The organism is Treponema sp. UBA3813 (genome assembly GCA_002368605.1).
GTDB lineage: Bacteria > Spirochaetota > Spirochaetia > Treponematales > Treponemataceae > Treponema_D.
This window is the reverse complement of record DFEB01000032.1, coordinates 21,912-46,387: the sequence shown is the minus strand read 5'-3', so window position 1 is coordinate 46,387 and position 24,476 is coordinate 21,912. Positions and strand designations below refer to the sequence as shown.

The following is a 24,476-nucleotide window of genomic DNA, read 5'->3' as shown; positions in this document are numbered from 1 at the left end:
GATGCATAGATTAGACCTCAAAATTTCAATGTTGTTTTATGATAACAAATCTACCACTTTGAAGATATTTTGTCCATTTAATTATTTATTTCTTAAACTCAAAAAGCCCATAATACTTGAAAAAATCAGAATTTTCTTGATTAAACTGACCGTCTTTATCGAAGCCGTAAAATTCAATGGAATTTGCAAGAGAGACTTTCATACAGATTCCCTGTAACTTGCGATAATATATCTCAACGAGAGCGAAATTATAATCTTTTGAAAAGTCTGATGTATTATTTGTGGACAAATATACTCCAGCATACTCTGCATTACTTTTTTCATTTTCATTGCATACAAACCAGTTCTCTAGGAGACGCTTGTGCTCTCCCAACATGTTCATACAAATTAATTTTACCCACATTTGAACATCATTCTTAAATTTAGGTGAATATCGGTTTTCAGCAAAGAGAATAAAATGCATCTCCCCTTCATGACCATTAAATGTGACTTTGTAAGACTTATCAGGGGAAACGATATCCATTTTTTCTTCGGAAACAGTAAACTCCTCAAAAAAATCCGGGATTTTGTAGTCAATGTTTATTTTATCGCCATTTTCTGCCGGACGGAAATTTAATGTTATTCCATAAGAAAAGGCAAAAAAAGAAACAATAAAAAGAAAGGCAAAAATAATTCGTTTTTTCATAAATCACTCCTATATTTTTATTTTAATTGGATTTAGAAATAGTATCAATTCGATTGATTGCTGTCACCGGGGCATAGACTTTTCCATCTTTTTCAATCCAACCAACTGACTGTCTGTTATTGCCAAGTCTTGCGGCAGAGTCATATAATGAAGTTGCATAAACCTCAACCATTTTCGCTCCATTGATATTCACGATTTCAGTACCGATTCCTGTAAAATGATACTGAAATGTCTGATATTCAATTTGTGCCATGACAAATGATCTGGTCGGAGAATTTTGAATTTTAGTAAGTGTTTGTTCAACTCTTATTTCTTGGATATTCTTCGAAGTCATATAAGAATCAGCAATTTTTTCATAGTCAGCGTACGGCGTCAGGGCAGAATTTTTGATTCCATTCTGTGAGGTATTTTTTTCTGCAACAGCATATTCATTAGGGGTTGAAAAGAAAACAGCATTGTATAATTCTTCAGCATCCCTTATCAGATTTGTTGGCACTTCTGCAGTGAAAAGCACTTCATGCTTAAGAGAAAACTCATTGAGAACTCCATTCCAATCAATATTTCCTCTTTCATCATAGCCAGTCTTTTCATTATAGTAAGTTCCAAAACAAGAGGAATTATTGTTTATGTAAGAATTATCAATACAAATTCCGGTGATTGAAGAAAAAGACATTGCTACACATGTAACTACACAACCTTCTTTATCCGCATATTCATTTGGAGAGTTTCCTAGCAGAGTATGTTCCATATCTTGCATGTATTGAATTTCGGGTTTTTCTCCATAAAGGCCGTTCCTGTCAAAATACTCCGCAGGATTTGAAGAGCAATATGAATACCAATTCAGGCCATCGTGAATCGGGTCGGAAGATGTGAATCTGAATTTTGAAGGCTCATAGTCCCTAAAACCAAAATCATACATATAAGACTGTAAGTCATATTGTTTTCCAATAAATGAGAATTTCGGACAGGAAGAGTCTGGCGTGCCAAAAATGTCATAAGAATAATCTTCTACAAGTCCCGATGAGTTTCGTTCTGCCATAACAGTTCCCTGAGAATTAGTAAATAAGAGGCAAGGCTCCTCAATGTAATAGTTCTGAGCCGAAAATGAGGAAAGAAGACAGCCCGCATCATCATACAATGGATAAACATTTTTACTTTCGGAATAAAGGCCTCTTTTTGTATTAGGAAGTCCGGTCTGCTCATTTCCGTCAGCGATAAAAAGATATCTTTCACTATGAGAGCCTGTATTGCCAGAAGTACGATTGCTTTCAGAAATATTAGACAAGGAATAATCTGAATCAAAAACCTTTGTAACAGAAAAAATAAAAAGTCCCTCACCAAGATAAGAATTTTTTTCGCCTCCACTCTCGCTTTTCCAAGTCTGAAGTCTACGAGACAGGGCATCGTATGAAAACTTTCTGGAAAAACTTTCATTCTCAAGGAAATTTTTCCCCTTTATACCCGTCATTCTATCCTCAAAATTAAAATCACAAGACATCTCAGAATAGGCGTCTTTTTTAAAAGTCATATTGCCATTTTTGTCATAAGAAGCACTGCATCCATTTCCCCAGGAGATAAGACGGTTTTCACTGTCATAAAAATATTTTATTGAGCCGTAAGGATTTGTTTTTTTAATTACATTTCCGTTTAAATCATAATCAAAGTCCTCAACAAGAGCACTCTGGTTCACAGGAATCTGCTTGCTTCCAAGTCCTACCAGTGAACAAAGTTTTTGCAGGGAATTGTAGTCAGATTCTGAAAAAGAAAGCTGGGGAAAAACAGGATTCTCTGAATGATAAAAAAGCCCTGCACTTCCTATCTCTTTTTTCATTTTCCTGTTCCGTCTTTCTGAATAAGGATAAGAAACAGACGAAACCCTTCCAAAGTCATCATAAGAATATTTAGTGACCGTAAAATCAGAATCAAGAGAATAAACAAGTTCTCCTTTTTTAGAATAAATCTTCCCATCAACAAAAAAAGGTTCGAGAAATTTTGAAAATGCAGCCTTCAAGATAACTCGCCCTCGCTTATCATAGACAGTTTTCATGCTTGCCCCGGAATCATATATTCTCAAAATTTCCCTTCCACAGGAATCATAAACAAAAGTCACAACAGATTTCTGAAACGAAGAGCCCAGCGTAAGAGTGTCCGTAATCTCAAGAACCTCACCGCTTTTGCCCCGAAGATAGGAAATTGTCCGTTCATTTGAAGAAACTTTTGAAAGATTTCCATTCAGATCATAGGCATAGGAAATTTCATTTAACTTCTTTCCTTCGTTCTGAGAAAGTATCCGACCTGAAGTATCGTAAGAGAATTGAATCAAAGAGTTTTTATTTTCAGCCAGAATCAACCGGCCAAGACTGTCATACTCATAAGAAAAAGTTTCTCCGTCAGGATTTGTTGCATAAAAATGAGAATCCGAGTAAGCAAAATGTTTTCTGTTTGAGTTAAAATCCCTTTGCTCATTTATGCTTCCATCCTCGTTATAAAAAAAACTGCTGGTATCAGAGAGAGAGTTTTCCCAAGAAACAAGGCGAGAGAATCCGTCATAAGTAAAGAAATTTTTATTTCCTTTCGCATCGATTCTTGTCACTTTCTTGCCGTCCTCAGAAAATTCATTTCTGAACAAAAAGACTTCGTTAGCCCTTATAGCAGAAAGATTGCCATAATCATCATAGTAATATTCACTCTCAAATCTAAAAGGCGCTTCACCGTATTTTTTTATGCGACCAGAAGAATCGTATACCGCTTTCCAGACAGTCTCACCATTTATTGACATTGACACGCAATTTGAAAATTCATCGTATTCATAAGTTGCAAAAGAAGCATCAGGATAATCAATACGAACAATCTGATTTCTCGCATTATAAGATATTTTTTTTACATATCCGTAAGGATTCTTAACAAACACAAGTCTTCCCAAAAGATCTCTCTCATAAAAAGTCTTGTTGCCATAAGCATCTATTTCAGCAATGATTTCAGAAAATGCGTTAGTTATATAAGTCCTTTTGTATTTTCCTCCTGAAAGGCAGAGGATTTTTCGACCGTCATAAGAAAAGGAAGTCTCGAATACAATGTTAGATTTCGTATCCCTCAGAATAAAGCTTGTCATTCTTCCCAACGCATCATAGTCAATTTCGCTGGCTTTGCCGTCAGAGAGGATTTTTATAAGTTTTTTGGTTGAATCGTAAAAATACTGGCTTTTTTTTCCATTTCTGTCATAAGAGACTTTTATCATGGTATCAGGATAGAATTCGGATTTTGAAAAAGAAGACAAAGTCCCTCCATTTTCTCTCATTCCCTCATAAATGCCAGTCTCCGAATTATATTTATACTCTATAAAGCCAGAGTTAAAATCCTTGGATCTGAGCATCCGCCCCGCCCGGCTGTATTCAAGGTCTGACAACTTCACCCCATTTTCTGAAACAGAGCATAATCTTCCGTCAAAATCTGATTGAGATGAAATGATTTTTCCGTCAAATTTTTGCACCATATTAACATAGCCAAACTGATTTTTCACATAAGAATAAACAGATTTTTTAGGCGCATTGAGAAAACCAGCCCTTCTATCGGACTTATCGGAAAATCCACTTTCAGACGAAAATAGTTTTCCGGCGGAGTCATAAGAAAAATTCGTCAAAAAGTCGTGACTTTCCCCATAAAATGGCTCAATTTCAAGCAAGCTGGCAAGTTTTCCAGCGTCAGTATATGAATAAGAAGTGACTTTTCTTTCTGATATCCTATGCCCCGCAGAATCAATTCCAGAAACAGAAAGACCTGTACACAGCTTTTCTTTGTTGTATGAATATGAGTAAACTCTTTCTTCTCCAGTGACTGTATCACGCATAATCCGACGCAAAAGCAATTTTCGCCCAGAGTATTCTTCCCTTACCTCCAATCCATTCGGACAAGAAAATGTCACGCTGTGGTCATCATAAGAAATTTTCGTCTTGCGATTTAGTCCGTCCGTATAGGCACTGATCCGCCCGAAATCATCATACTGCCAGCCTTCTGTTTTCTCTCTCTTTCCCTCCGCTGAATAGAAAATTCTTTCTGACAGATTTTTATTTTTGTCATATCTATATAAGACTTTATTCCCGCGGCAATCAACAGACTGAGACAAACAGCCTTCATCATCATAGTCCAAATGACCACACGACTGATTTCCAAGATACACATCTGTCAGCTTTGAATTTTCATTATAGAAATATGTACGAGTAATTCCATCCCTATCTGTAAAAGAAATCAGATTATTATTATCATCGAAGGCCCACTTATCCAAAGATGAGTCAGGATACAGTTTTTTAATAAGATTGTTTTTATCATCGTAAAAAAATCGTGTTAGAAATCCATTTAAATTTACAGAAGATACTAAGCCATTTTCACCATAAGTAATATTTTTTTCACTTCCGTCAGCATATTTTTCACGGACAGTTCTGCCAAGTTCATCATAAACGAAAAAACTCTTAACTCCGTCATGATCCGTATATACGACGCTTCTGTTTTTAAAATCATAAGAAAAATGCTCACTTTTACCCTCTTCGTTTGTCGTCTTTACAGCGCGGAATTTTCCATCAATCATCTCATAGTCAAATGAAACAACACTTCCATCTGAACGAACTTGTTCCGCAAGAATGCCACCTCTGTTATAAACAAACCTTTTTTTGTCATTCGAAGAATCTGACACGCAGGCAAGATTATTCGACTCAAACTCGTAAAAAAAAGATTTCGGTGATTTCTCATCTCGCAATTCATAAAGTCTTCCGTCTTTCCAAGAAAAGACGGCGGCATTGTTTTCATCAATGACAATCTTAATAATGCGACTGTTTTCATCATAAATGAATTCAATTTTACCGCCGTCTGAGAATGAGAAAAGGAGCGGTAAGCCGTATTCAGAATAAATTCGTTTTTCTCCTGTTTTAGGGAATTCTATGAAAAACTTTCCATCTTCCTCACGCAACATAATTGAAGGAAAAGCAAAAGGACTGGCATTTTCATAAAGTCCTTCGCCAATTTTTTTAAATGGAATAAAACCGCCGTTGTCCTGAACGAAAAAGACCGTATCATTTCCGACTTTTCTAGCGAATTCAGAGGCTACTCCATAATCCACAAAGCGATTTTTCTCTCGGTTAAATTCACTGATGCGAGCCGCTTCCGTAAAAGCGGCGATATTCATCTGAGCATTCATAATTATCGCCTGAATTTCATTATGCATTCCCGCACATTCACTGTCCTCTGCCGCATAACCAGCAATTTCTGACTCATAAGAATAAAGCTCTTCAAGATAACTCTCCCAAGCGGGAATTTCTTTCTCATAGTCAGCAGACCAACCACGAATGATTCGAGTCTCAATATTTGATGTCCAGCCTTTTCCGAAAATTCCACTGTTAATCTCATTCTGAGCCATCAGAGAAGAGTAATGCCTTGTCAAACAAAAAGATGATTTTTTACCGCGTAATGAAAAAATCAACATCGTCAATTATAAAATCTCCCGTAGCAAGAATAACAGGATCTCCTGCGTGTGTTACAGTCTTTCCACCAGCGTCATAGATTGCACCAAATGTTGAGTCTGCGTTAATCGAATAGGTGTAGCCATGCTCACTACAATAGTTTTCCAAATCTTCCTTACATTGCTCAAGCTTATCCTCAAGTTCATGTATTGTATTCAAATCCAAACCGGCAGCGATGGCGGCGTCAAGAGCCCTTTGGGCATCCATGACTCTGGAAAGATAAGAGCTTCCTCTCGAAATTCCACCTCCGAAAAAATCGTTAATATAATCGTCCATTTCGGCTTTATCTCCTGAGCCTGTATAATCATAAATATAATTTCCATCGTCATCATAAACATCATCATAGGTAATAGTCTCGCTTCCGTCAGCGGTGTCCACTTCAAGAGAAGGCTCACTGCTTATAGTGACTCCTTCCCCCTCATCATCATCGTCAGCATAAAGCGGGGAAAAGCAAACGACCATTGATAAAAAAACGAGTCCGATTAAATAAAATAATTTTCTTTTCATACATCCTCCTTATTATTCATCAAATTCACTGTAAAACAGCTTGTCCAAAAGGCTGTAGTTTTTTCTTCCCGAAGGCACATAGCCGCTACAGTCACGGACAAAGCGCCCGGTCTCCGTACTTTTCGAATCTGCATAGTATCCAGCAGGATGACTCGGACTTTCCACACCAGGATTTGAATAAACTGTAAAAAAAAGCCCCATTGAGACAGGCTCCTCAAAGCTAGACCATGAATCGTAAACAGCATCTTCAATAAGAGATGAAAGATCTGAAAAATCATAAAAATCACTTAATTGCCCGATAAGATGCCTCAAATCCACATAAAAATCCGTCGGATAACTTGTCGCATAGTAGGAAAGGGTTTTTTCGCGAAATATCGTAAAAATTTGATCCCGTTTCTCCTGACAATCTATGGAATCAGCAAAATCTTTGGCACAAAAAGAAAGCCCTTCGACAAGTTTTCGGATTCTCGACAAATCCAGACAAGAAAATACAGCATGCGGATAAGACGCATATTCTTCCCTGAATTGCGATAGAACTGTTTCAAGAAACGACTTCTGAGAGAAGTCGCTCTTTGAAAAACGAGCAAAAACATTTGAATAGTTCCATCCGCCTGATGCAACTAAGCCAGGACTTCCAATCATAAAGTCTGCGCTGTCACAAAGTTCATAGGCAGTCTCAAGACAAATTCCGAAACAGGTGTCAAATCCTATAACAGATAATTTTTCATCACCCATGCCAGCCTCTATTCCGCGACGAAGGGCAGAAATCGTCATATATGATGAATTATCTATTGCAAAGGCCTTTGAAGAAAAAACATTATTTTCGGAAATGCTCTCACTTTCTGAATTCCGCCATCCTGTTCCGTGTCCCCATAAAATCAAGGCAAAATTCTCTGCAGGAAATTTACGGCGCGCATAGGACAAAAAGCCACTCAGAGTCGCAGGATTCGACATATCAAGTTCTGAACTCTCCGAGGCAGAAAGACCGAGTTCAGGACAGTCCAGCCTTTCGCTTGCGATGAGAGTCTTGTTAACCTGATTGTCCTGAATGATTTTATAAAGTCTAGTATCAGTCCAATCGCCATTTGTGGCATCAAAACCTTGCGCACGATCAACAAGAGCCAGCACAGTAACATTCGCGTCTAAAGCAGAGACTTCCATCTCATTTAAATCTGTAATTGCCTCACTCTCAAGATTATTGTCAGCGGCCATGTACACTAGAACCGTCCATTTTCTGTTTTTATCTAACAGACCGGCTGAAAGCACCGGACTGACATTTTCACGCTCAAGAAAATCCGTCCCACAAGAGAAAAACAAAAAGACAGATGAAAAAAGCAAAAAAAATTTCTTTTTCATTCATGACTCTCCCGCACGCAATACATACCATAGGGATCCTTCCATGAAGTCCCGTCACTATACCTGATTTCCCGAATATATATAAAGTCCGTTATATACGGCTCTTCAGGCACCAAAGAAATAAAAGAATCAAGAGAAATAATAAAATTCTCCATTCTTTGCGGAAAAAGCTGACAATCACAGCGTGAAACAATACAATTTGAGCCAATGAACGGATTGTTTCCGTCAGAATCATAAAGCAAAAAAGAAATTGTAAAACTGTCGATAGTTTTATCACTGTCGTTAAAAAGCGAAAAATACATTCCGGCAAAATAATGCATGTTCTCATTCTCACCAAGCTCCACATGAGGCTTTGCGAGCACATAAGGACAGGAAAGGCTTTCTGTTGTCTCACACGAAATTAAACTTATCAGAAAAAAAGCAAGAAATAACAAGGTAATTTTCTTTTTCATTTTCATTTTCAGACCTCACTTATAATTTTTTAAGCTTTGAAAAAAAGCATCTCGTTGACTCTGCGAAGGAGACTCCCAATAAGAAATAAGATTTTGATAACAGAGAAAAAGAGGATTTGTCTTGTTGTAGGCTTCGTTTTCTGTCAGAATTCTTTTCGCAGACTGTATGTCTCCTGCGTTCAAAAAAGAATCTATATCTTCAAACATTCCCTCAAGACTTTTTACCTGAATGCAGACAATCGATTTTCTGTCATTGAAGTCAATGCTTTTTTTGACAGTGCACCATCCCCAACCGCCACCAAGTATCTGATATGAAGCAGAGGCGACATCCCGAAAAACAAACATTCCAGCTGAATCACTGACAGCCTCTCGCCCATTCTCCAAAAACAGGTGATATTTTTCTACAGCTTTTCCATTCTCATCTGAAACGCGCCCCACGAGAGCGGCCTTCCCCTCAAATTTTGTTGATGCACAAGATAAAAGAAAAATTGAGCAAAAAGCAAAAAACATACAGAAGCGAATTTTCCTATTCATTTACAAGCTCCTTTTTTTCAAATGTTATTTTCCCGTTGATATCTCTGTAACAGACAAGGCTCTCACCGTTAGATTGTTTCACTTCTCCGATTTTTTCTTTGACAATGATTTTTTGACTTGTATTTTTTGACGAGGCGACAATCGGAAAAACTTTCGCGACTTTCGGCTGAATTTTCAGTTCTGAAGCAAAAAGATATGCATAGCGGGAACAAAGCAAGAGAAGTTCTCCGCAGTTCCCGTCTTCTGGCAGTGACTCGCATTTTTCAAAGGAAAGCTCTACCCTACATTTTCCGGCCTTTTCTGAAAGTGAAAGATTTTTTTCACGCCAAAGAATTTTCTCAGCATTTTCCCCGCAAATTTTCAAGCAGGAATAAAGATGGGATTCATCCACACTGAAAGCAAATTCAGCGGATTTTTCGCCGTTATGTTCGCTTTCGATGACGGCTCCGAGAGAGCGAAGTTCTTTTCGTACAGAAGCAAGAGCGATAAGCTCGTCTTCATAAGAGAAAATCACACCATCAGAAACTTTTTCACCCACGGTTTTTCCATATCCAAAGGGAAGCTCCAACTGGAAATGAGGTTCATTGTTCTTGAAAGAAACCCTGCAATAGCGGGCATTCGCCACATCCTCACTGTTGCAGCCATAAATTGAAAAGGAGCATTTTCCGCCGTCAGAAGAAAAAAGCCGGCCGCCTTCATTCCGTCTATACGAAAATGAAGAAATTTTCCCACCTCGATGACTTACAGATGCGAATATTTCTTTTACCAGCTCTTCACCACCTGGAAGGGAAGGTGTCTCAGACAAAGGAACTTCCACATCCTCAGAAGGAAGAGAGCCTGAACTTTCTTTTTGAAGCGATTTTGCAATTCTGAATGAAAGAAGGCCCGCCATGACAAGAAGAATCAGCGTACAGCCATGAAAAAAGCGCGCCTTGCCTGAAAAAACGCTCCTTTTCTGCTCCGTCTCAAGGTAAAGGGCTCCCCCGGAACGCTTGTAGCGGGCAAGATTTGCCTTGTCCATTACGACAACTTCGGCCATGAGATTTTTCCTTTCAAGCAGATATTTCGCATCATAACAGCAGTTTCCCGAAAAACGGGGATGCCTTTTCTCAAGCTCACTGAGAATCAGCGCATTCACGCCCGAAAAAAGGCTCTTCCATGGAAGCAGGATTTTGTACAATTCATAATCCGCGACATGCACAATTGTTTTCTTCATAATTTCTCCTTTTATTTTGATTTTTACCTTTCTGTCACCGAAAGGCACGAATGAGAAAGACCGTCTAATTTCCATGCACATTTCACAAGGGCTTTTTTGTCCTTTACGCCCAATGTCTCAACTGAAATAGAATCCAGGGAAAAGAGGGCGGAAAAATCCGAGCAAAAGGAATCAAAGTCTGAGTCACTAGCATTTTTCTCACACATACGCACAAAGGTCTGGGAAATCATCATATTCTTTGAAAGTTCCGCTGATTTTTGAACGCATTTTTCCTGCCGCACGCTAAATTCCTTCGCTGCGGAATAAAAAATTCCAGCAAACAAGGGAAAAAGCAGACAGAAAACAGATATTTCAATTATTCTCATGCTCATTCCTCCACTCAGATAAAAGCGCCTCATTTTTTTCATTTAAATCTGCATAAAATCTTTTTTCCTTTGCCAGGGCAGAGACTTCTCTAGTTCTTGAAAAAGTCAGCGCAGAAAGACAAAGAAGAGAAATAGCAGAAAGCAAGGCGACCGGCAAAAAAAGCGCATAGCCTGCCGAAAGTGATTTTTTCATCATTTTTCACTCCCATGACCGAATATCGCTGTCATTCCCCTCACCGCCTTCCGCTCTGTCAGCACCCAGAGAAATAATTCCAAAGGGAAGACCTTTCGGGAGTTCCACCCCATTCACTGAATCTTTGCACACATATCTGAATGGACTTCCCCAAGGATCAGTTTGAATCTTGCGATCTGTGTAGGGGCCAGCCCAATGCTCTGCAAGCGGGAAAAGTTCAGGTTCTTCCCACAAAGCTGAAAGCCCCTGCTCTTCCGTCGGGAAAGTTCCGCAATCAGCAAAATAGTTTTGAAGGGAAAGTTTCAGCTGCTCAATCTGACTTTTGGCAGCGGAAACCCGCGCTTTTTGAATCATCTTGTGAGCGGCAATGCCAATCTGTGAAGTAAGAATTGCCGTCACCGCAAGGACAGCAAGCGTTTCAACGAAAGTGAAAGCTGCATCCTTTCTTTTTTTTAGTTTCCCAAGATTTTTCCGTGTGATTATTTTCATAAAATTCCTCCTAACGAAGTGAGATATGGCAGAAAGGCTATTTTTAAAATTACGGTTATGTATACAGAGGCAAGCAAAAGCAAAGCCGGTTGAATTGATGAAAGCAAGATTCTTTCCCTGCGGGCTTGTTTTTCCTCAAGGACACGAGCACTTCGCGCAAATCCATTATTATTTCCAGTCTGCTCGCAAATATATAAAAACTCAGACAAAAGTCTCCCCTCAGCCTTAAAGCCAGCCTTCTCAAGGCAGAAGCCGAAAGCGTCTGCGATAGACTCTCCATCAAGAAGACGGTTTCGAAGGGATAAAAGGGCAAAGGCAATTTTTTTCTCCCGCCCGACAAAGGCAAAGGCACAGGAAACAGCCTGAAGGGTCGGAATATCATGCTCGCTGAAAAAAGCCATAGTCTTTATCACATTCAGAACAGGTGACGGTGAAAAGACCTTGCTTACGAAAAAAACAAGAGCCGCAAAAACAGTCAAGAGCCCGACATCAGCGAAAAGCATTGTTTCAAAAGCCTTCTTTTGCGCTTCTGAAAAATCTCCGCCTAAAAAAGATGAGAGCGAAGGAAGAAGATAAAAGACTGAAAAAAATCCTGCAGCAGCCGTCAGCAAAGTCACAAAGCAAGGGTATGAGAGCATAGCAAAGATTTTTTCACGGAGCATTTTTTCATGGAAAAGCAGGCTTCTCAGATGAGAAAGGATCGGCGAAATCCGCTCACATTCTTCGGCAACTGCAATATAAGAGGCATACCAGTCAGGAAGGGCTAAAGCTGGAGCCGAGCAAAAAGCAACGGAAAGCGTCATACCGCTAGAAAGTGCTGTATGCAGATGACAGGCACAAAATCCCAAAGGTGACTTACGCTCCGAGAGAAGAGAAAGGGAAGACTGGAGAGAAAGTCCTGAGGAAAGCAATTCCGAAAGAGCATCAGTGAGCATAAAAAGAACTTTTCGTCTGGAAAAAAGTAAATTCTTCATGCAATTCTCCTTCCTGTAACAGGACTTTCATCCCTTGTTACGATATTTGCCTCAAGTCTGATTGAATCTTCTGAAGTTACCGTAAGTTTTTGGAAAACACAGGCATGCAAAACCGAAGCGAACTCCGAAAAATCCACGCCCAGTTCTTTCATGCGAATTGCCGTTTCCTGCATTCCCGCCGTGTGCACAGTCGCAAAAACAAGATGTCCGGTGAGAGAGGCCTGCAAGACAGTTCTTGCCGTAAGCGCGTCTCTGATTTCCCCAACAAAAATGACATCCGGATCCTGGCGGAAAATAAAGCGGAGAGAATCAGAAAAAGACATTCCGTTTGCCTCGTCCACATGAATCTGAGTAATTCCGTCGAGTACATATTCTGGAGGATCTTCGATCGTAATGATTTTCTTTTTGCAGTCTGAACGCTCATTCAATTCCATTAGAAGAGAGGCCGCCGTCGTCGATTTTCCGCTTCCCGTGGCTCCGCAAATCAAAATCAGCCCCTGCTCTTTTTGGCACACATTTCGCAGAAGACTGCACTGACTGTCAGAAAACCCCAGTTCCTCAAGGGCAAGGGGAACTCGCTTAACATCAAGAAGACGAAGAACAATGCTCTCACAACTACCTTCGCCGCCGGCTGAAACAGAGGGCAAGCAAGAGACCCGGACAAAAATATCATTTTCTCCGTGAAAAACGAATTTTCCGTCCTGACCGCGCCGACTCTCAAGCACATTAAGGTTTGCGAGAATCTTTATTCTGCGCACAAGCTCGCGACTTTTCTCAGCAGAAAGCTCACATATTTCCCGCAGACGACCAGAAATCCTAAAACGGACACGCTTTTCTTCTATATGGATATCGCTCGCCCCGCTTTTTCCGGCTTCAGAAAGCAGGGTATCCAAAAGCATTGCGGCTTCACTCCCCTCATTTTTGCGCTCATTTTTCCGAGAGCTTTCTCCGTAACGAAGGGAAATTTCCTGCTTTAAGCGCTGGGAATCTATGGGAACGAAAAGACAGCGCTCTCTGTCAGAAAAAAATTTTCCTCTCATTCCGAAATAAGCCCGCACAGAATTTGACAGCTTCTGCTTGATTTTCTCATCGTCCATATTCGTCAAGCCGATTTTTACAAAATCTTCTGCGCTTTCAAGCACAACCGCTCCATTGTATTGACTGAAAGACACCGATAAATCAAATTTTCCCTTCATTTTTCACCTCCCTTTTTTTCACTTCGCATTTCTATACTTTGTGCCAGTTCAAGAAGCCGCGCTTTTACCTTATCGCCAGTCTCATTTCTGTCTTCCGTTCCAAAAATCTCCGCACTGGGAAGCAGATAAATCACCAATTCTGTCTTTTCAAGGCTCTTCTCCTCTGCCTTAAAAAATCTTCCCAAAACAGGAATTTTCGAAAAGAAAGGCAGGCGGCTTACATTTTCTGTCTCTTCTTCCTGAACCAAACCGCTTAAAACAACAGGTTCTCCAGATTTTGCCCTTACCTCAGTCGTAATGATTTTTTCACTTGTAGGCGGCGGATTTCCTGTTGTCGTTGATAAATCGCTTCCCTGACGAGAAACACTTGCCGTAATTCTGCTGGTAATCATTCCGTCTCCGGTCACAGTTCCCGTAACTTCAAGGCGTAATCCCGAAATGATTTCTTTAGTGACACCAGAATAAATAGGCTCTCCTGTCTCCGGGTCAAGATTATTATCCCGGTATCGATAAGTATTCGTATTTTGAAAATTGATGGGCTTCCCGCTCACACCGTTCAATGTAGTGTCTGCAAAGACTTTCGCCCGTGATTCGGTGATTGCGGCCTGTAACTCCCCTGCAAAATGAAGTCCGAATGCCCCGACCACATCAAGATTCAGATTCAAAACACTCCCCAGTTGAACTGCGGCATCATTCATATCGCCCAGATGAACTCGTCCTGCCTTAAATTTCGGACTCCATTCACTCCCCTCAGTTGACTGATACTGCATAATCAGAAGGTCATAGCGAACCCTAGAAACTGGCTTATCCAAAAGAGGAAGCTCTGCCATAAGCCGTTTGTATGCCGTTTCCGAACCTGTAAAAAAGAAAGAATCTCCCTGTCCTGTATCCGAAATCTGTGTTTTTTCCACAAAAGGCGGCAGATGTGAAAGAAAATCATCGGTACGGATATATTTAAGATTCACGAGCCTGCTTTCACTCTTTTTGTCAATTTCTGAAATGAATTTCTTTATGTCAGCGGATTTTTCTTCTTCTGAAAGAAAAAGGATTTTCTGAGTCTCTTCCAGCTGAATGTAATCAATATCAGGAAAACGTTTGCTTAAAAGAGTAAAAGCCTGAGATGCTTTTATAAAATGAAGTTGACAAGACTGCCAGATTTTTCCTGTCTGAGCCATTTGATTTTTATTTTTTGAAGAAAGCAAGAAATAAATATCATCTTGAATTTTGAATTCCGCTCCAGACTGCATACACAAAAGAGAAAGCGCCTCATCAAAGGAATTTGCAGAAAAAGATGCTCGCGAAATTTTCTGTTCAGCAGAAAGAGCGAAACAAAACTGCTTTTCCGCCAGCGTGAAGAATTTTTCCGCCGCAAGCGAAAGACTTGAATTCTGCACATCAACAAACCAACGACCGTCCTGCTCTATAAAAAGAGCTTTTCCTATTTCGCCAAGATTAATTTTCTGACCAGACCGAGCTACATGAAAAGAATTCAGCGATTCCTTTTCAAGGGAAAAGCCCATGCACAAATCAGAAATTCTCTTTAAAATCTCCTCTGCCTTACAAAATCCTGTATGAAGGTTTACTTTTACAGACGGAAGGGAATCATAAGTCACGCAAAATCCCGTCACAATTGCCGTTTTTTCAAAAAGCTGCATTGGCGTAACATCAAAGGCATCAAGGGCATACAAGTCATTGTTCTTTTGAATTCGAATTCGACTGACAGTCCAGCGTTTCTCCCCCTTTTCGACATAAAGCCGAGTCTGAAGTAAAAAAGCATCAAAAGAATCAGAAAAATCTTCGCCAGTAAAACGAAAATCCGCCTTTCCAGAAACAGTATCGTCTGCAGAAATCGAGACGCCTGTATAGAGAGAAAGGGCATAGAGAATCTCATGAATGTCACGGTCAAGAAATTCGTAGGCTTCCCCGGCAGACAGCTTAACCGGCATTAACAAGAAAAAAAATCCGAGCAAAATAGTCAGGATAATTCGTCCTGATTTTTTTCTGAACACAAAACACCCCCAGAGCGAAAGTAAATTTATTCTTCTCCCCGCTCTGCATATTTATTAGAAAAATTTTTTCATTTTCGGTAATGCAGATTGAAAAAAATCCTGATTTTTTTTGTTTTTTTGTTTCTTTTTTTGTATAATTCGATTTATGACTGAGCTTTTTCCAAAAGACACCGTTTTTACCGTCACGAACCTCACTTCCTTAATCCGGGATTTGCTTGAGGGCACCTTCTCAAATATCACCTTGGAGGGAGAGATTTCCAACTACCGCCCCAACGCCTCAGGCCACCTCTACTTCACCCTGAAGGACGAGGGCGCGCAGATTTCAGCGGTTATGTTCCGAGGCCGGGCCATGAGCCTTGATTTTGTGCCGAAAGACGGCATGAAGGTAAAATGCACGGGCTCAGTCTCAGTCTATGCCCCCAGGGGAAACTATCAGATTATCATAAGCAAAATGGAAATCGCCGGGGCGGGAAACATTCTCCAGATTCTTGAAGAGCGAAAGCGGAAACTGGCTCAGGAAGGACTTTTTGACTCAGAGCGGAAAAAGCCAATTCCCCGCTTCTCAAAGAGAATAGGCGTGGTCACAAGCCCCACAGGAGCGGCCTTGCGGGACATTTTGCAGATTACAAAGCGACGAAATCCCGGAGTGGATGTGGTGATTCTTCCCGCACTGGTTCAGGGAGAGGGAGCGGCAATCACAATCGCAAACATGATTAAGACTGCCAATGATTTTGACATGTGCGATGTCCTTATCGTGGGCCGGGGCGGCGGCTCCCTTGAAGACTTGCTTCCATTCAGCGAAGAAGTTGTCGTCCGTGCCATAGCCGCTTCCCATATTCCAGTGGTCAGCGCAGTGGGTCATGAGATTGACTGGGCACTTTCTGACTATGCCGCCGACATGCGTGCTCCCACCCCCTCCGCCGCCGCAGAGCTGGTGGTTCCAAAGCAGAGCGACATTCTTGAAGGACTTGAAGCCTATAAGCAGGAGTTTTATCATCAGATTTCAACGAAAGTCGAGCGCCTGAAGCTCATGGTTAAGTCATTTGATGTTTCAAACATGGAAGTGCGTTTCCGCTCAATCGAGCAGCCCCTTTTAAACCGCCTTGAAAATGCCCGCACGGCCTTAATCGAGGGAATAAATCAAAAAGTCAGGGACACGAAATCCGTGGTCGAGCAGAGCGTCCGCATTTTGGAACAGGCCAGCCCCCAGACGATTTTAAACCGGGGATACTCAATGGTGCGCACTCAGGATGGAAAAGTCGTGAGAAGCGGAACCGATGTTCTTTCAGGCGAGAAGATTGAAATCACCCCCGCCAGCGGAAAGATTTTCGCCACGGTAGACTAATTTTCTGAAAATCAGCTCAAATTCCTCAGAATCAACACAATTTCGCCACATTTTTGCCTTATTTTCTTTTTAAAATCTCCTTATCAAACACAAAGCGGCCGCTAAAGCCGCTCACAGGAGATTTATTTATGAAAAAGCCATCTGCTTTAACCGTCAAACTTATTCTTATCGGAATCATCGTCATTCTGCTTCTTATCGGAAACACGATGATTAAGTCAAAGCTGGAAGACAGGGAATATGCCTACAACACAGCCCTTCGCTCAATTTCCGAATCGGCCGGGGGAAAATTCAAATCTGGAGGACCTGTCATAGTCCTTCCTTACGAGCAAACAGTCTACACAAAACTTCCCAACGGCGAAGAAAAAAAGGAAGTAAACAGGCTTCACAAATTCATAAGTCCTGAAAGTCTTTCCTACAAGGCGAACCTTGAGACCGAAAAACGCACTGTGGGAATCTACTCTGCCCCGGTTTTTTCAGGAGATTTAAGCGTCAAGGCAGAATTTGAAATCGAAGACTTTTCTTCACAAAAATACAAACTGGACGAGGCATTTTTACTTTTTACCATCTCAGACCGTTCGCTTCAAAACAAGCCGGTTTTCAAAATCAACGGAAAATCTCACGAAGTCTATCTCACCAGCGTGACTGGATTTTCAGGAATCGCAAGCGACATCAAGCTGGAAAAAGGAAAAATCTCTTTTGAAAGCGACATAAAAATCCGGGGAGCCTTGTCATTTTCCACAGGCGTTGACGCTACCGACACAAGTCTTTCTGTCACTTCCGACTGGGTTTCTCCCGGATTCACAGGCTACGACATGCTTCCCGACAGGCACGAAATCACGGAAAAAGGCTTTCACGCAGAGTGGAGCATTCCTTTCGCAGACAAAAATGCCGGACACTCCATTGGCTTCGACTTCGTTGACCCGGTGAATGTATACAAAAAACTCGACCGTGCCGTCACTTACGGATTCTTGTTCATCATCGTGCCTTTTATCGTACTCTTTTTGTTCGAGGCCTTCGCCCACATCAATCTTCATCCCCTGCAGTATCTTTTGAGCGGAGCGGCCTGCGTTCTTTTCTTCCTGCTTTTGCTGGCAATGTCGGAGCACATTTCATTCGGTCTGTCTTACATCCTCGCTTCCCTTGCGGCAGGATTAAGCACATCTTCTTACATCGCATCAATTTCCAAAAAGAAAAGATTCGGATTTGTCATGAGCGGAGTTTTTATCGTCCTTTACGCTTATCTCTATCTTTCCCTCAAATCGGAAGATTACGCCCTTTTAATCGGCTCGCTTTTTGCCTTTATCGTCGTCACGCTCTTAATGTTCTTCACGAGAAACGGTATACTCTTTCATCATGGAGAAGATGGAATTTCAGAAGAAGTACAGCCAGTGCAAAGCGACCATAGCGATTGTTGATGACGAAAAAAATGTGCGTCTACCAGTCAGGAAATTTCTTGAAACAGAAGGCTTTTCCGTCACGGAATTTTCTGACGGTCAGGCAGCCCTGCTTGATTTAAAAAGCGGGAATGTGCCGGATCTTTACATCCTCGACATAATGATGCCTGTGATGGACGGAATCATGTTTTTGCGGGAATACAAGGCGAATTTTCCAGATATTCCGGCGATTTTCCTTACCAGCCGGGACGAGGAATTTGACAAAGTGCTGGGGCTTGAGCTGGGAGCAGACGATTACCTGACCAAGCCCTTTTCCATGAAGGAACTTGCGGCCAGAGTCAAAGTGCTTCTCCGCCGCTACAAAAAAATTTCACCTCTTCAAGTTCAAGATTCCGTCATCAAAGACTCCGACGGAAAAGACAAGGAAGATGAAAACATTGTCAGAAAAGGATGTCTCTTTTTGGACACAAGGACTTTTTCTGCATGGAGCGAAGAAAACGGCTCAAAAAGCGAAATTGCCCTCACAGTCACAGAATTCCGCCTTCTTGAGCATTTTATGAAAAACGAAGGCAGTGTTTTTACGAGGGAACAGCTAATCCAAATCGCCTACCCCGAAGATATTTACCTCAACGACCGGGCCATTGACTGCCATATAAAGCGCCTTCGCAAAAAAATCGGCGGGGAAAAAATTGAGACAGTCTACGGAATGGGCTACAAATTCATTGCAGAAAAGGCATAATATATGGAAATAAAACCAAGATTTTTTGTCAGCATTTCGATTCAGATTTCAGTTTTTCTGATTCTCATTGCCTTCATTCCTGTTGCCATAACTATGGCACTCAAAACCTACGAAAAACAGCTTCTGGAGCTTACAGAAAGGTCAAATGTACAGCAGGGGCGGATTCTGTCGGCTTCCCTTTCCCAAAGCGACCTTGACTCCAAAAAGGCAGGGGAGCTTCTTCTTGCCATGGAGGGAAATTTTGATGCCAGAATCAGAATCATAGGCATAGACAAAAAATTACTTGCAGACTCAGCGACCATCAGTTTTCATAATGAAAATGCCACAGATGAAAAAAAAGCAACTTCTTCCAGCTACGAAGTGGCTTCTCATTCGGCAGATGAAGTTAAAAAATCAGCCGAAAAAAGGCTTCTTTACCGTCTTTTTTCTATTCCAATCAGGGTGTACCGAAAGTTCTTCCGCCCGCCCTCACAAAATCCCTTTGCCACGGATTATTACACCTCAAAATCATCCTACGACGGAAAGGAAATCAGTGCCGCCCTTCAAGGATTTTACGGCTCTACCACGCGATTTTCCGCAGACGGAGCGACAGTCACACTCTATTCAGCCCTTCCGATTTTTGACGGAAAAACAGATTCAGTACAGGGTGTCGTCCTTGTAAGTTCCTCCACCTATAAAATCCTGCGAAATCTCTATGAACTCCGCCTTGATTTGGGAAAAGTCTTTTTAGGCTCCCTGATTTTCGTCCTTCTGGTTTCCATATTTTTTGCCTTCCGAATCACCCTTCCCCTAAAACATCTGGCGGCCGAAAGCGAAAAAAGCGCAGACTCACGAGGCAGGCTTCTTTCAAGCTCCTTCACCGGGAAAAAACGCCATGACGAAATAGGTGTACTTTCCCGCTCATTCTCTGCCCTGCTGGAAAAACTCAGCGCAAGAATCAGATTCATCGAAAGTTTTTCAAGCGATGTATCCCACGAATTCAAAAATCCTCTGGCCGCAATCCGCTCATGCACCGAAGTCCTTGAAAACGAAAACCTCTCAGGCGAAGAAAGAAAAGAATTCACGAAAGCCATCACCGAAGAAGTCACCCACCTGCAAAATCTCCTCACAGGGGTCAGGAATATCAGCAAAATCGACGCAGGGCTGAGTGAAAGCGAAAAATCGGATCTTTTGATTTCAGACTCCTGCAAAAATATTATTTCCAGACTCAAAAAATCCTTTTCTTCCATTAAATTTCTTTTTTCAACAGAAGATGAATCCATAAGATTGAAGATGCCGGCCGACTATTTTGACAGGATTGCCGAAAATCTCATTGAAAACGCCGCAGGCTTCGCAAAATCAAAGGTAAGCGTAAAAATCACGGGCGGGAAAAACAGTGTCTCTCTCATAGTAGAAGACGACGGAAAGGGAATTTCCGAAAACAGCCGCGAAAAAATCTTCAACCGCTTTTACAGCAAACGAAATGAAAGCGACAGGCAGAATCACACAGGCTTAGGTCTTGCCACCGTAAAAGCAATCGCTGATGCAACCGGAGCCATTATCACAGTGGAAAAAAGCCAGAGTCTGGGCGGAGCAAAATTTGAGATAAGATTTCAGCTTTCATCAAAAAATTAAAAATCTGCCTTAATCTGAATAATCTGTGGTTTCTTTTCAGTTTTTTTGCTATACTCAATTTCATGAAATCATTTGAAGAAAATCTTTCCCGTCTGGAAGAACTCACAGCCAATATCAGAAAAAGCGACATTTCCCTGGAAGATGCCCTCTCAACTTTTGAAGAAGGAATCAAGCTGGCAAAAACTCTGGAAAAAGACATCGAAAAAATCGAAGGAAAGATTCAGATTCTCATGAACCAGCCGGTTAAGGCAGACCCCAGCGCGCCCACACCCCAAATCAACATTGAGCCACAGCTTGACTTATTCGCAGGAGCTGATGCCAGCACAGGCAGTGCAGGTGCTCCAAGCGAAGGACTCCGCCAGTAATGAGTGAACGCCGCCCAGTAAAACAACTTTCCGTAGATGTAGCTCGAAAAATCGCCGCCGGTGAAGTAATTGACCGCCCGGCCGCCATTGTCCGCGAGCTTTTAGACAATGCCGTGGATTCTGGAGCGACATCAATCAATGTTGAGATAGAAGGTGGCGGAATCGAAAAAATCAGAATCTCTGACAACGGGGCAGGAATGACTGGCGACGATTTAAAGAATTGCGCCCGCCCCCACTGCACAAGCAAAATCTCAGAATCAGAAGACCTTCTCAACCTCACGACCCTTGGTTTCCGGGGTGAGGCCTTGGCTTCAATCGCCGCCGTGGCCCGCCTCACGATTTCAAGCGGCACAAAACGCATGAAGGCCAGCATCACAGAAGACCATTTAATCGAAACAATTCCCCCGGTTCAGGACGGAAAAGGCACAATCGTCATGAGCGAGGGACTTTTTGAGAATTTTCCTGCCCGCCGCAATTTCTTAAAGCGGCCTTCTTCCGAATCGATGATGTGCCGCGAAGTTTTCACCGAAAAAAGTCTTCCCCGCCCGGACATTTCCTTCCGACTCACCGTTGACGGCACTATCCGAGCCGATTTGCCATCTGGAGTCACATTAGCCGAACGATTTGCCCGCGCCCTAGAGCTTAAAGAAAGCGCCAGTCTCTTCGCCGAAATCAAATCCTCTGGCACAGAAAGTGACGGAGTCTCAAAATGGAGCTTTTCTCTCGTAATCGGTGAGCCAAGCGTTTACCGCAACGACCGAAAGCATATCTACATCTTCGTAAATGGCCGCCGCGTTCAGGAATTTTCCCTCATGCAGGCAATCGAATACGGCTGTCAGGGCTTTTTCCCAAATGGAACTCACCCGGTAGCCGCCCTCTTCCTTCAAGTCGAGCCAAAATTAGTTGATTTCAACATCCACCCGGCAAAACGCGAAGTCCGATTTAAAGACATTTCATCCGTTCATCACGGAGTCAGTTCCGCCGTCAAAAATTATTTCAAAAGCTACGGAATCAAGTCAGCCTTTGAGAGGGAACAAGAGATTCAGGAAGAAATCGCCAGAAACGAAAAAAACAGCCTATTTCAGGCAATCATCGACAATGAGCAAAAGCGGGAGGATTCTCGTGTGGCCGGAGCTTCCCTTCCGGCATCGCATTTTTATTCTGAGTGGAATACGGATGTAAAATTCAATATCGACCACACCAGGTCTTATTCTTCACGACTTGCGGAATTTGCGCTTGAAAAAGAGACGCGGATAGACGCAGATGGACGCGGATATGATGCAAGCAGGGGCGCTGAGACGAAAAACATCCGCTTCAAGACTTCTGCCTCGGCTGCACAAATGCGCTTTTCTGTTCCGGGAAGCCCGGCTTTTGCCAAAAAGGACGAGGATTTTATTTACTACGGAACGATTTTCGGAACTTTCCTTATGGCACAAAAAGGAGGAGTTTTCTATTTGATTGACCAGCACGCGGCCCACGAGCGCATTCTTTTCAACCAGCTAATGAGCGGAGGAAGCGAAAAACAGGAATTGCTTATTCCCTACGAAATCAAAACAAATTCCAAAGAAGAAGACGATTACCTTTCTTCAATTCAATCTACACTCTCAACGGCGGGCTTTACCTGCGAAAACAAGGGAAATGGAAAATGGATATTCACCTCAATCCCGGCTCGCTGGAGCGGAAGCCAGAAAGACTTACAGGAAGCAATCTTTGAAAAGCAGGTCTCGCCCCAAGAAATAATATATCAGATTGCCGCAATGACCGCCTGCAAGGCCGCCGTAAAAGACGGCACGATTCTAGGACCTGAAGCCGCCGAACAGCTTGCCAGGGACGCACTGAATCTTAAAGACCCTCACTGTCCCCACGGACGCCCGGTCTGGACAACGCTTACAAAAGAAGAGCTTTTCGCCAGAGTACGCCGCACAAGATAATTTTTACCGAGCATTTTCCTGAAGTCGGCTTCGCTCAGCCTCAAGAGCTTTTCTCTCTTCTTCAAGTCTGGCTTTTTCTGCATCCAAGGCTTTTTTTGCCGCTTCAACCTCAAGCAAAGCTTTTTCAAGTTCAAGAGATTTTTTTGCATTTTCGGCAAGTCTCTCTCTTTCAACTTCAAGGGCTTTTTTATATTCTTCCTCAAGACGAGTTTTTTCAACCTCAAGAATAAGACGCATATCATCATTTCGCCGCCGCTCAACTTCTTCAGCGGCAAGACGAGCACTTTCTTCAGCGGCAAGACGGGCCGACTCTGACTCAGCTTTTTTCTCCGCTTCTTCAGCAATCCGTACCTTTTCCGCTTCAAGGGCAAGTTTTTGTTCTTCCTCAAAGCGAGCCTGTTCCTCTGAGTCATAAACCAATTCTGACTTCAAAGGATTTTTTTCATCTTTAACATGAATTGGCGGAACAGGCTCCTGACTTGCAGCCATGAGTTCTGGCGTATCAATTTTTTCAGCAGGAGTTTTTTCGACTTCGGCTACACTTTTTTCTTCGGATTCAAGAGAATCAAGGCTATTATCCGTGATTTTTTCGACTTCATCTTTTTTGGCTGGAGTTACGGGGAGCAGCGGTGCTTTCGCCTCATCTTTTACAAGTTCAGAATGAGTTTCCTGTATTTTTTCCTCTTCGTCCGGTAGTTCCAAAGCGACCTTTTCAAGGCTTTCTGGAATTTCCATTTTTTCATTCTCGACAATTGCATCCGGATTTATCAGTTCCGGTTTTTCATTAGCTCGTCTTTCAATTTCTTCATCAAGAAGACTGATAATTGACTCAATTCTTTCTTTTTGCGGTGTCTCACTTTCTAATTCAAGATATCGTATATAATTATCACGAGCATCAGCAAGATGGTCGAGTTTTAGCTGGGCATTAGCCCGATTCAAAATTGCCGGAGCGTAAGAATCATCCTCTCTTAGAGCCAGAGCATAACTCGCATCAGCACGCATATAATTTCCCATGGCGTAACAGGCATTTCCCGCATTATAGGCAAGGACTTTTTTATCAGTCCCCTCCTTTGCCATGCCCTGCACACAAACCGTCAGAGATTTGTCATACTGCTCAATCTGATAATAACACACTCCAAGATAGACATATACATTCGGATTGACATCACCCACAGAAAGGGCTTTTTCAAAATAAGAAATAGCTTCTTCCGGTTTATTCAGCTGGAACAACTCCTCGCCTTTTTCAAAATCCTCGTTATAGACAATCACGATTTCTTTTTTGGGATTAGGATTTTTTTTAAGTTCATCAACGGCATTCTTGGCTTCAAGGGATTTCGTTGTCGTTGGCGATTTTCCTGCACCAGAAGTATTTTTTTTCTGAGAAAAAACAGGAATAAAAAGAGAAAAAATCACACAAACCGAAATAAGTCGCTTCAACATAGGCATCCTCAACAAGAAAATACTTTAACTCTTTATTATCGGAAAGAAACCCATGCGTCAACACTGGAAACTCCTCGTTAATTATAAATGGCAGAATTATTGAAACACACTGTAATTTGCGATATACTAAGAAGAGTTATTAAAAGAATCAAATTGGAGTTT

General features: G+C 41.9%; 20 protein-coding genes. 6 read left to right on the top strand and 14 right to left on the bottom strand.

The genetic code is table 11. From position 1 onward, the window contains the following. Positions 1-85: 85 nt before the first annotated feature. From B2089_RS05460 to B2089_RS05400, 13 genes are read right to left on the bottom strand one after another with little or no spacing between them, the layout of a single operon-like run. The gene (locus B2089_RS05460; protein ID WP_296323269.1) at positions 86-685 is read right to left on the bottom strand and encodes a hypothetical protein; all 600 of its coding nucleotides are present in this window, start codon (positions 683-685) and stop codon (positions 86-88) included. Between the two features lie 22 nt (positions 686-707). After that, positions 708-6,092, bottom strand: a complete 5,385-nt coding sequence (locus B2089_RS05455) for an RHS repeat-associated core domain-containing protein (RefSeq protein ID WP_296323266.1) — start codon at positions 6,090-6,092, stop codon at positions 708-710. A gap of 40 nt (positions 6,093-6,132) precedes the next feature. Beyond that, the gene (locus B2089_RS05450; protein WP_296323260.1) at positions 6,133-6,702 is read right to left on the bottom strand and encodes a hypothetical protein; all 570 of its coding nucleotides are present in this window, start codon (positions 6,700-6,702) and stop codon (positions 6,133-6,135) included. Between the two features lie 12 nt (positions 6,703-6,714). After that, entirely contained in the window at positions 6,715-8,058 is a 1,344-nt protein-coding gene (locus B2089_RS05445; RefSeq protein ID WP_296323258.1) for a clostripain-related cysteine peptidase, read from the bottom strand. Next, positions 8,055-8,510, bottom strand: coding sequence for a hypothetical protein (locus B2089_RS05440; RefSeq protein WP_296686308.1), 456 nt, complete (start codon positions 8,508-8,510; stop codon positions 8,055-8,057). Before B2089_RS05440 ends, B2089_RS05445 begins: the two co-directional genes overlap by 4 nt. A 15-nt stretch (positions 8,511-8,525) precedes the next feature. Further along, a complete protein-coding gene (locus tag B2089_RS05435) occupies positions 8,526-9,044 on the bottom strand; it encodes a carboxypeptidase-like regulatory domain-containing protein (protein ID WP_296323253.1) in 519 nt (172 codons plus the stop codon). After that, positions 9,037-10,260 carry a hypothetical protein gene (locus B2089_RS05430; RefSeq protein ID WP_296323250.1) on the bottom strand — a complete coding sequence of 408 codons (1,224 nt, stop codon included), beginning with the start codon at positions 10,258-10,260 and terminating at the stop codon, positions 9,037-9,039. Before B2089_RS05430 ends, B2089_RS05435 begins: the two co-directional genes overlap by 8 nt. 23 nt (positions 10,261-10,283) lie before the next feature. Beyond that, entirely contained in the window at positions 10,284-10,625 is a 342-nt protein-coding gene (locus B2089_RS05425) for a hypothetical protein (RefSeq protein WP_296323248.1), read from the bottom strand. Then, positions 10,612-10,821 carry a hypothetical protein gene (locus tag B2089_RS05420; protein WP_296323244.1) on the bottom strand — a complete coding sequence of 70 codons (210 nt, stop codon included), beginning with the start codon at positions 10,819-10,821 and terminating at the stop codon, positions 10,612-10,614. The genes B2089_RS05425 and B2089_RS05420 overlap by 14 nt, the downstream gene beginning before the upstream one ends. 3 nt (positions 10,822-10,824) lie before the next feature. Next, positions 10,825-11,307, bottom strand: a complete 483-nt coding sequence (gspG, locus tag B2089_RS05415) for a type II secretion system major pseudopilin GspG (RefSeq protein ID WP_296323242.1) — start codon at positions 11,305-11,307, stop codon at positions 10,825-10,827. Continuing rightward, the gene (locus tag B2089_RS05410; RefSeq protein ID WP_296323239.1) at positions 11,304-12,281 is read right to left on the bottom strand and encodes a type II secretion system F family protein; all 978 of its coding nucleotides are present in this window, start codon (positions 12,279-12,281) and stop codon (positions 11,304-11,306) included. Before B2089_RS05410 ends, gspG begins: the two co-directional genes overlap by 4 nt. Next, on the bottom strand, positions 12,278-13,477 hold the full coding sequence (locus B2089_RS05405; protein WP_296323237.1) for a GspE/PulE family protein: 1,200 nt from the start codon (positions 13,475-13,477) through the stop codon (positions 12,278-12,280). Before B2089_RS05405 ends, B2089_RS05410 begins: the two co-directional genes overlap by 4 nt. Next, positions 13,474-15,486 carry a type II secretion system protein GspD gene (locus B2089_RS05400; protein ID WP_296323234.1) on the bottom strand — a complete coding sequence of 671 codons (2,013 nt, stop codon included), beginning with the start codon at positions 15,484-15,486 and terminating at the stop codon, positions 13,474-13,476. The genes B2089_RS05405 and B2089_RS05400 overlap by 4 nt, the downstream gene beginning before the upstream one ends. A 145-nt stretch (positions 15,487-15,631) precedes the next feature. Between B2089_RS05400 and xseA the strand changes: the two genes are divergently transcribed. From xseA to mutL, 6 genes are all read left to right on the top strand, one after another. Beyond that, positions 15,632-16,831 (top strand): exodeoxyribonuclease VII large subunit, encoded by a 1,200-nt coding sequence (xseA, locus tag B2089_RS05395; protein ID WP_296323231.1) that lies wholly within the window; start codon positions 15,632-15,634, stop codon positions 16,829-16,831. A 128-nt stretch (positions 16,832-16,959) separates the two neighbouring features. After that, a complete protein-coding gene (gene creD / locus B2089_RS05390; RefSeq protein WP_296323226.1) occupies positions 16,960-18,246 on the top strand; it encodes a cell envelope integrity protein CreD in 1,287 nt (428 codons plus the stop codon). Then, the gene (locus B2089_RS05385) at positions 18,185-18,964 is read left to right on the top strand and encodes a response regulator transcription factor (protein WP_296323224.1); all 780 of its coding nucleotides are present in this window, start codon (positions 18,185-18,187) and stop codon (positions 18,962-18,964) included. The genes creD and B2089_RS05385 overlap by 62 nt, the downstream gene beginning before the upstream one ends. Positions 18,965-18,967: 3 nt before the next feature. After that, a complete protein-coding gene (locus tag B2089_RS05380; protein WP_296323221.1) occupies positions 18,968-20,578 on the top strand; it encodes a HAMP domain-containing sensor histidine kinase in 1,611 nt (536 codons plus the stop codon). Between the two features lie 62 nt (positions 20,579-20,640). Then, complete coding sequence (xseB, locus tag B2089_RS05375; protein ID WP_296323218.1) at positions 20,641-20,943, top strand: exodeoxyribonuclease VII small subunit; 303 nt, start codon at positions 20,641-20,643, stop codon at positions 20,941-20,943. After that, positions 20,943-22,874 (top strand): DNA mismatch repair endonuclease MutL, encoded by a 1,932-nt coding sequence (gene mutL / locus B2089_RS05370; protein WP_296686304.1) that lies wholly within the window; start codon positions 20,943-20,945, stop codon positions 22,872-22,874. The genes xseB and mutL overlap by 1 nt, the downstream gene beginning before the upstream one ends. A 3-nt stretch (positions 22,875-22,877) precedes the next feature. On the opposite strand, the gene B2089_RS05365 is transcribed toward mutL, so the two are convergent. Beyond that, positions 22,878-24,314 carry a tetratricopeptide repeat protein gene (locus B2089_RS05365; protein ID WP_296323212.1) on the bottom strand — a complete coding sequence of 479 codons (1,437 nt, stop codon included), beginning with the start codon at positions 24,312-24,314 and terminating at the stop codon, positions 22,878-22,880. Between the last annotated feature and the right edge of the window lie 162 nt (positions 24,315-24,476).

What these genes read in the sequence shown, in the direction of transcription:
- B2089_RS05380 (WP_296323221.1), top strand. Translation starts at nt 18,968, where the DNA reads ATGGAAATAAAACCAAGATTTTTTGTCAGCATTTCGATTCAGATTTCA.
- B2089_RS05385 (WP_296323224.1), top strand. Translation starts at nt 18,185, where the DNA reads ATGGAGAAGATGGAATTTCAGAAGAAGTACAGCCAGTGCAAAGCGACC.
- B2089_RS05440 (WP_296686308.1), bottom strand. Translation starts at nt 8,510, where the DNA reads ATGAAAAAGAAAATTACCTTGTTATTTCTTGCTTTTTTTCTGATAAGT.
- B2089_RS05425 (WP_296323248.1), bottom strand. Translation starts at nt 10,625, where the DNA reads ATGAGAATAATTGAAATATCTGTTTTCTGTCTGCTTTTTCCCTTGTTT.
- B2089_RS05435 (WP_296323253.1), bottom strand. Translation starts at nt 9,044, where the DNA reads ATGAATAGGAAAATTCGCTTCTGTATGTTTTTTGCTTTTTGCTCAATT.
- B2089_RS05450 (WP_296323260.1), bottom strand. Translation starts at nt 6,702, where the DNA reads ATGAAAAGAAAATTATTTTATTTAATCGGACTCGTTTTTTTATCAATG.
- B2089_RS05430 (WP_296323250.1), bottom strand. Translation starts at nt 10,260, where the DNA reads ATGAAGAAAACAATTGTGCATGTCGCGGATTATGAATTGTACAAAATC.
- B2089_RS05455 (WP_296323266.1), bottom strand. Translation starts at nt 6,092, where the DNA reads ATGGCTCAGAATGAGATTAACAGTGGAATTTTCGGAAAAGGCTGGACA.
- creD (WP_296323226.1), top strand. Translation starts at nt 16,960, where the DNA reads ATGAAAAAGCCATCTGCTTTAACCGTCAAACTTATTCTTATCGGAATC.
- xseB (WP_296323218.1), top strand. Translation starts at nt 20,641, where the DNA reads ATGAAATCATTTGAAGAAAATCTTTCCCGTCTGGAAGAACTCACAGCC.
- gspG (WP_296323242.1), bottom strand. Translation starts at nt 11,307, where the DNA reads ATGAAAATAATCACACGGAAAAATCTTGGGAAACTAAAAAAAAGAAAG.
- xseA (WP_296323231.1), top strand. Translation starts at nt 15,632, where the DNA reads ATGACTGAGCTTTTTCCAAAAGACACCGTTTTTACCGTCACGAACCTC.
- B2089_RS05410 (WP_296323239.1), bottom strand. Translation starts at nt 12,281, where the DNA reads ATGAAGAATTTACTTTTTTCCAGACGAAAAGTTCTTTTTATGCTCACT.
- B2089_RS05365 (WP_296323212.1), bottom strand. Translation starts at nt 24,314, where the DNA reads ATGTTGAAGCGACTTATTTCGGTTTGTGTGATTTTTTCTCTTTTTATT.
- B2089_RS05420 (WP_296323244.1), bottom strand. Translation starts at nt 10,821, where the DNA reads ATGATGAAAAAATCACTTTCGGCAGGCTATGCGCTTTTTTTGCCGGTC.
- B2089_RS05405 (WP_296323237.1), bottom strand. Translation starts at nt 13,477, where the DNA reads ATGAAGGGAAAATTTGATTTATCGGTGTCTTTCAGTCAATACAATGGA.
- B2089_RS05445 (WP_296323258.1), bottom strand. Translation starts at nt 8,058, where the DNA reads ATGAAAAAGAAATTTTTTTTGCTTTTTTCATCTGTCTTTTTGTTTTTC.
- mutL (WP_296686304.1), top strand. Translation starts at nt 20,943, where the DNA reads ATGAGTGAACGCCGCCCAGTAAAACAACTTTCCGTAGATGTAGCTCGA.
- B2089_RS05460 (WP_296323269.1), bottom strand. Translation starts at nt 685, where the DNA reads ATGAAAAAACGAATTATTTTTGCCTTTCTTTTTATTGTTTCTTTTTTT.